We start from the raw sequence: 6354 nt of genomic DNA, 5'->3' as shown, positions 1-6354 counted from the left end.
CGCGAGTGGTTTCGAGCGGAGGTATTGCCCGGTTCTGTCCGGGCTGGCGGTCAGACGGCTGGCCATGGAGTTCACCATGGCCCACTGGATCATCGGGGGAGGAGTCCGAGTACGCCCCGCACCGGGGGGAGCCGATCCGCGTCCTGGTGGTGGACGACCACGCGCTGTTCCGGCGCGGGCTGGAGATCGTGCTCGCGGAGGAGCCGGACATCAAGGTCATCGGCGAGGCCGGGGACGGCGCCGAGGCCGTGCTGAAGGCCGCCGACCTGCTCCCCGACATCATCCTGATGGACGTCCGGATGCCGCGCCGCAGCGGGATCGAGGCCTGTACGGCGATCAAGGACGTGGTGCCCAGCACCAAGATCATCATGCTGACGATCAGCGACGAGGAGGCCGACCTCTACGAGGCGATCAAGGCCGGCGCCACCGGCTACCTGCTCAAGGAGATCTCCACCGACGAGGTCGCCACCGCGATCCGCGCGGTCGCCGACGGGCAGTCCCAGATCAGCCCGTCGATGGCCTCCAAGCTGCTCACCGAGTTCAAGTCGATGATCCAGCGCCGCTCCGACGACCGGGACCTGGTGCCCGCACCCCGGCTCACCGACCGGGAGTTGGAGGTGCTGAAGCTGGTGGCCACCGGGATGAACAACCGGGAGATCGCCAAGGAACTGTTCATCAGCGAGAACACCGTGAAGAACCACGTCCGCAACATCCTGGAGAAGCTGCAGCTGCACTCCCGGATGGAGGCCGTGGTCTACGCGATGCGGGAGAAGATCCTCGAAATAGGGTGACCCCGGCCGCCGTTCGGCCGTCCGGGGGCCGTTCCGCCCGGGGCCGCTCGGCCGCCGGGCCGCCCGGGGCGCGGCTCAGCCGTCGAGCAGCGCCTCCAGGGCCGGGCGCAGCGTCTCGTCCTGCAGCACCTCGACCCGTACGTCCGAGCAGCCCACCCAGGCGGCCGCCTCACGCAGCGCGGCCGCCAGCGCCCCGACGTGCCGGGCGGAGTCGAGCGATACCTGACGGGCCACCAGGGTCCTTCCCTCGCGGGCCGGGTCGACCCGGCCGACCAGCCGGCCGCCGGCCAGCAGCGGCATCGCGAAGTAGCCGTGCACCCGCTTGTGCTTGGGCGTGTACGCCTCCAGCCGGTGCGCCATGCCGAAGATCCGCTCGGTGCGGGCGCGGTCCCAGATCAGCGAGTCGAACGGGGAGAGCAGCGTGGTCCGGTGGCGGCCGCGCGGGGTGGTGGCGAGCGCGGCCGGGTCGGCCCAGGCGGCGCCGGGGGAGCCGTCCGGGCCCCAGCCCGCCACCCGGACCGGGACCAGGCCGGAGTCGGCCAGCACCGCGTCCAACTGGTCGGCGCGCAGCCGGTGGTAGTCGGCCAGGTCGGCCCGGGTGGCCACGCCGAGCGCGGCGCCGGACTGGGCGACCAGGGTGCGCAGGCACTCCTCGTCGGCCGGCTCGGCCTCGAACAGTTCGGCGGGGACGGCCTGTTCGGCCAGCGCGTAGACGCGCTTCCAGCTCCGGCGCGCGGTGCAGACGACGTCGCCGAAGGCCAGCGCCCGCTCCACCGCGATCTTGGTGTCGGACCAGTCCCACCATTCGGCCGTCTTCTTGGCGCCGCCCAGCTCGGTGGAGGTGAGCGGGCCTTCGGCGCGCAGCTTGTCGAGCACGTGCCGGTACGTCTCCGGGGAGACCTGGTGGCCCCAGAGGTGTCCGCGCTCGCGGTAGCGGCGGCGCCGGAACGCGAACAGCGGCCACTCCTCGATCGGCAGGACGCAGGCCGCGTGCGACCAGTACTCGAAGCTCGCCCCCGTGCCCCAGTACGCCGCCTCGACGGCCGGGCGGCCGACCGCGCCGAGCCGCGCGTACGGGATCAGCTCGTGCGACCGGGCCAGCACCGAGATGGTGTCGAGCTGGACGGCGCCGAGGTGGCGGAGCACGCCGCGCACCCCGCCGCGGCGGTCCGGTGCCCCGAGCAGGCCCTGCGCACGCAGGGCGATCCGGCGGGCGTCGTCGGCGCCGAGGGTGGTGACGGGAGCCGGGGACGGGGCCGCGGCGGGGGTCGAGGCGGTCATGCCGGCGAGCCTAGACCGGGGGACCGACAGTCGCCGCGGGCGGTCGCCCGGGGCGGGCCGGGCCGGTGCCGTCAGCCGGTGAGATCGGTGGCGAGCAGCCCGCCGACCCAGGAGTCGCGGAACTCGCCGCGCTGCTCGGCGAACGAGCGCAGGGTGCCCTCGAAGCGGAAACCGACCTTCTCGGCGACCGCGCGCGAGCCCTCGTTGCCCACGTAGGCCACCCACTCCAGCCGCCGCAGGCCCAGCTCGGTGAGCCCGTAGCGGGCCACCGCGCGGGCGGCCTCGGCGGTGTACCCGCGGCCGCGGTGCTCCTCGGCCGCCCACCAGCCGACCTCGGCGGTGCCCGGCCGGCCGGGGCAGCGGACCAGCCCCTGGCTGCCCACGAGAGCCCCGGTCGCGCGTTCGAACACGCACCAGACGAAGTTGTCGCCGGTCAGCCAGCCGTTGGCGGCGAGATCGTTGACGAAGTACTCGGCGTCCTCGCGCCGGTACGGGCTGGGAACCACCGTCCAGCGCTGGATCTCCGCGTCCTGGCAGGCGGCGAAGACCGCGTCGATGTCGGACTCCTGCGGGGCGCGCAGGAGCAGGCGGTCGGTGGTGAGGACGACGGGCCCGGCGGTGCTCGCCCCGGTCTGCTCTTCGCGCTGCCTTTCGCGCTGTTCTTCCATGGGCGGATTATTCCGTGTGGGGAGGAATAGGAGCATCCGATTAACCGGCCGATCAGCCCAACTGGCCGGAGAGTCGCCCGGTTTGCCCCGGTGGACGGTGCTATCAGGCCATGTGCTCGCACGAGTGACACGGGAATACCGTGCTGACGCACCTCCCGGGGCATTGGACTCCTCGCATACGATGGCCCGTGCGGTGGGGTGGACCCGCCGTGCAGTCGTCCAGTGCCAATACAGGCAAGGAGCCCGCTCAAGTGTCCGTCTTCGACAAGATCCTGCGCGCCGGCGAAGGCAAGATCCTTCGCAAGCTGCAGCGGATTGCTGCCCAGGTCAACTCCATCGAAGAGGACTTCGTCAACCTCACCGACGCCGAGCTGCGCGCGCTGACCGACGAGTACAAGCAGCGGCTCGCCGACGGCGAGACCCTGGACGACATCCTCCCCGAGGCGTTCGCCACCGTCCGCGAGGCCGCCAAGCGCGTGCTCGGCCAGCGGCACTACGACGTCCAGCTCATGGGCGGCGCCGCCCTGCACCTCGGCTACGTGGCCGAGATGCGCACCGGCGAGGGCAAGACCCTGGTCGGCACCCTGCCCGCGTACCTCAACGCGCTCACCGGCAAGGGCGTGCACCTGATCACCGTCAACGACTACCTCGCCGAGCGCGACTCGGAGTGGATGGGCCGGGTGCACCGCTTCCTGGGCCTCGAGGTCGGCGTGATCCTGGGCAACATGACGCCCGCCGAGCGCAAGCGCCAGTACGGGATGGACATCACGTACGGCACCAACAACGAGTTCGGCTTCGACTACCTGCGCGACAACATGGCCTGGTCGAAGGACGAACTCGTCCAGCGCGGCCACAACTTCGCGGTGGTCGACGAGGTCGACTCGATCCTCATCGACGAGGCCCGCACCCCGCTGATCATCTCCGGCCCGGCGGACCAGGCGACCAAGTGGTACGCCGACTTCGCCAAGCTGGTGCAGCGCCTCAGGATCGACCGCGACTACGAGGTCGACGAGAAGAAGCGCACCGTCGGCGTGCTGGAGGAGGGTGTCTCCCGGGTCGAGGACTACCTCGGCATCGACAACCTCTACGAGTCGGTGAACACCCCGCTGGTCGGCTTCCTGAACAACGCCATCAAGGCGAAGGAGCTGTACAAGGCGGACAAGGACTACGTCGTGATGAACGGCGAGGTCATGATCGTCGACGAGCACACCGGCCGCATCCTGGCCGGGCGCCGCTACAACGAGGGCATGCACCAGGCGATCGAGGCCAAGGAGGGGGTGGAGGTCCAGAACGAGAACCAGACGCTGGCGACCATCACCCTGCAGAACTTCTTCCGCCTGTACGACAAGCTGGCCGGCATGACCGGTACCGGCACCACCGAGGCGGCCGAGTTCCACCAGATCTACAAGCTCGGTGTCGTCCCGATCCCGACCAACAAGACCCCGCTGCGCATCGACCAGCCGGACCTGATCTACAAGTCGGAGCCGGCCAAGTTCGCCGCCGTGGTCGAGGACATCGCCGAGAAGCACGAGAAGGGCCAGCCGGTGCTGGTCGGCACCGTGTCGGTGGAGAAGTCCGAGTACCTGTCGCAGGAGCTGCGCAAGCGCGGCATCCCGCACGAGGTGCTGAACGCCAAGCACCACGAGCGCGAGGCGCAGATCGTCGCCCAGGCGGGCCGCAAGGGCGCCGTGACCGTCGCCACCAACATGGCCGGCCGTGGTACCGACATCATGCTCGGCGGCAACGCCGACCACCTCGCGGCGGCCGAGCTGGCCCAGCGCGGGCTCACCCCGGTGGACACCCCGGACGAGTACGAGGCCGCGTTCCCGGCGGCGCTGGAGAAGGCCAAGGCCTCGGTCAAGACGGAGCAGGACGAGGTCAAGGAGGCCGGCGGCCTCTACGTCCTCGGCACCGAGCGGCACGAGTCCCGCCGGATCGACAACCAGCTGCGCGGCCGTTCCGGCCGTCAGGGCGACCCGGGCGAGTCCCGCTTCTACCTGTCGCTCGGCGACGACCTGATGCGCCTGTTCAAGGCCGGCATGGTCGAGCGCGTGCTCTCGATGGCCAACGTGCCCGAGGACGTGCCGATCGAGTCGAAGATGGTCACCCGCGCCATCGCCTCCGCGCAGACCCAGGTCGAGCAGCAGAACTTCGAGATCCGCAAGAACGTCCTCAAGTACGACGAGGTGCTGAACCGCCAGCGCGAGGTCATCTACGGCGAGCGCCGCCGCGTCCTGGAGGGCGAGGACCTGCAGGAGCAGGTCGGCCACTTCATGGACGACACCGTCGAGGCGTACGTCAAGGCGGCCACCGGCGAGGGCTTCGAGGACGACTGGGACCTCGAGAAGCTCTGGTCCGCGATGAAGCAGCTGTACCCGGTCACCCTGGAGCTGGAGGAGCTGGAGGAGGAGGCCGGCGGCACCGCGGGCCTCACCCCGGAGTTCCTCACCAAGGTCGTCCAGGAGGACATCCAGGGGCAGTACGGCGCCCGTGAGGACCAGCTCGGCGCGGAGATCATGCGTGAGCTGGAGCGCCGGGTCGTCCTCTCGGTGCTGGACCGCCGCTGGCGCGAGCACCTCTACGAGATGGACTACCTCCAGGAGGGCATCGGCCTGCGGGCCATGGCGCAGCGCGACCCGCTGGTCGAGTACCAGCGCGAGGGCTTCGACATGTTCACCGCGATGATGGAGGGCATCAAGGAGGAGTCCGTCGGCTACCTGTTCAACCTGGAGGTCCAGGTCGAGCAGCAGGTCGAGGAGGTGCCGGTCGAGGACACCGAGGTGGTGCTCGACAAGCTGGAGAAGGACGCCGCCCGCCCCGAGATCAAGGCCAAGGGCCTGGAGGCCCCGAAGCCGCAGCGGCTGCACTACACGGCCCCCTCGGACGAGGTCGGCGGCGGTGTGGTCGAGGGCGACTTCGACGACTACACGCCGGAGGACGAGGGCGACGGGCTGACCCGCGCCGAGCGCCGCAAGGCCGCCAAGTCGGCCAAGGGCCGCCGCCGCAAGGGCTGAGGCACGGCCGGTCCGCCCGGCCCGCCGCCGCGCAGGGCGCCGCTCCCGTAGGGGGGTGGCGCCCTGCGCCGTTTCGGGTGCCGTCGCAGGTGCCGCGGCCGGTGCGGGTGCCGGGCGCGGCCGGACGGCGGGCGGGCGCAGCGGGCTCACCCTGCTCGGCGTGCTCACCGGGCTCACCCTGTGCAGCGTGCTCACCGGGCCTCCACGGCGGTGCACTGCCACTGCCCGGCGGGCCCGCGCAGCTCCAGCCGGAACGCCACCATGTGGTGCCGGCTGCCGAGGTCGACCCGGACGCAGGCCTCGACCACGTCGGGGGAGGGCGAGCGGTCGTGCACGGGCCCGAGCCGGGGCCGGCCGGCGGATCCGAGCCGCCGCAGGGTGCCCGCGCGGACCAGGGCGGCGAGCTGGCCGTAGCCGTTCAGCGTGGTGTGGCGCATCAGCTGTCCCGACGGCCGGGCGCCGGTGAGCACCTCGACCAGCTGCTGGGCGAAGCGGACGCTCAGGCCGGCGCGCAGCTCCGGGGTGGTCGCGGCGGCGGTGGTGCAGGCGGCCCTGGGGTGGCGGGGCCGGCGGGCGGCGGGGGGGGGGGGGCGGGGGGGG

At 71.6% G+C, this 6354-nt stretch carries 4 protein-coding genes and 1 pseudogene; 2 read left to right on the top strand and 3 right to left on the bottom strand.

The annotated features are described in order from the left end of the window. Positions 1-128: 128 nt before the first annotated feature. Positions 129-791 (top strand): annotated as a pseudogene (locus ABZ885_RS33155) (response regulator transcription factor); the annotation flags it as partial. A 75-nt stretch (positions 792-866) separates the two neighbouring features. On the opposite strand, the gene ABZ885_RS33150 reads toward ABZ885_RS33155, so the two are convergent. Both ABZ885_RS33150 and ABZ885_RS33145 read right to left on the bottom strand, forming a co-directional pair. Further along, entirely contained in the window at positions 867-2072 is a 1206-nt protein-coding gene (locus ABZ885_RS33150; protein WP_360196995.1) for a crosslink repair DNA glycosylase YcaQ family protein, read from the bottom strand. A gap of 71 nt (positions 2073-2143) precedes the next feature. After that, complete coding sequence (locus ABZ885_RS33145) at positions 2144-2740, bottom strand: GNAT family N-acetyltransferase (protein ID WP_360196992.1); 597 nt, start codon at positions 2738-2740, stop codon at positions 2144-2146. A 251-nt stretch (positions 2741-2991) separates the two neighbouring features. On the opposite strand from ABZ885_RS33145, the gene secA reads away from it, so the two are divergent. Continuing rightward, a complete protein-coding gene (secA, locus tag ABZ885_RS33140) occupies positions 2992-5754 on the top strand; it encodes a preprotein translocase subunit SecA (RefSeq protein WP_360196989.1) in 2763 nt (920 codons plus the stop codon). Positions 5755-5945: 191 nt separating this feature from the next. Here secA and ABZ885_RS33135 read toward each other — a convergent pair. Continuing rightward, positions 5946-6354, bottom strand: a 409-nt coding sequence (locus ABZ885_RS33135; RefSeq protein WP_360196986.1) for an Rv3235 family protein, incomplete at its 5' end; no start/stop codon positions are given.

Origin of the sequence: Kitasatospora sp. NPDC047058 (assembly GCF_040643935.1) — a bacterium.
Classification (GTDB): Bacteria; Actinomycetota; Actinomycetes; order Streptomycetales; family Streptomycetaceae; genus Kitasatospora.
The sequence above is the reverse complement of the archived record's forward strand: the minus strand, read 5'-3'. Positions and strand labels throughout refer to the sequence as shown.

What these genes read in the sequence shown, in the direction of transcription:
- ABZ885_RS33145 (WP_360196992.1), bottom strand. Translation starts at nt 2,740, where the DNA reads ATGGAAGAACAGCGCGAAAGGCAGCGCGAAGAGCAGACCGGGGCGAGC.
- ABZ885_RS33150 (WP_360196995.1), bottom strand. Translation starts at nt 2,072, where the DNA reads ATGACCGCCTCGACCCCCGCCGCGGCCCCGTCCCCGGCTCCCGTCACC.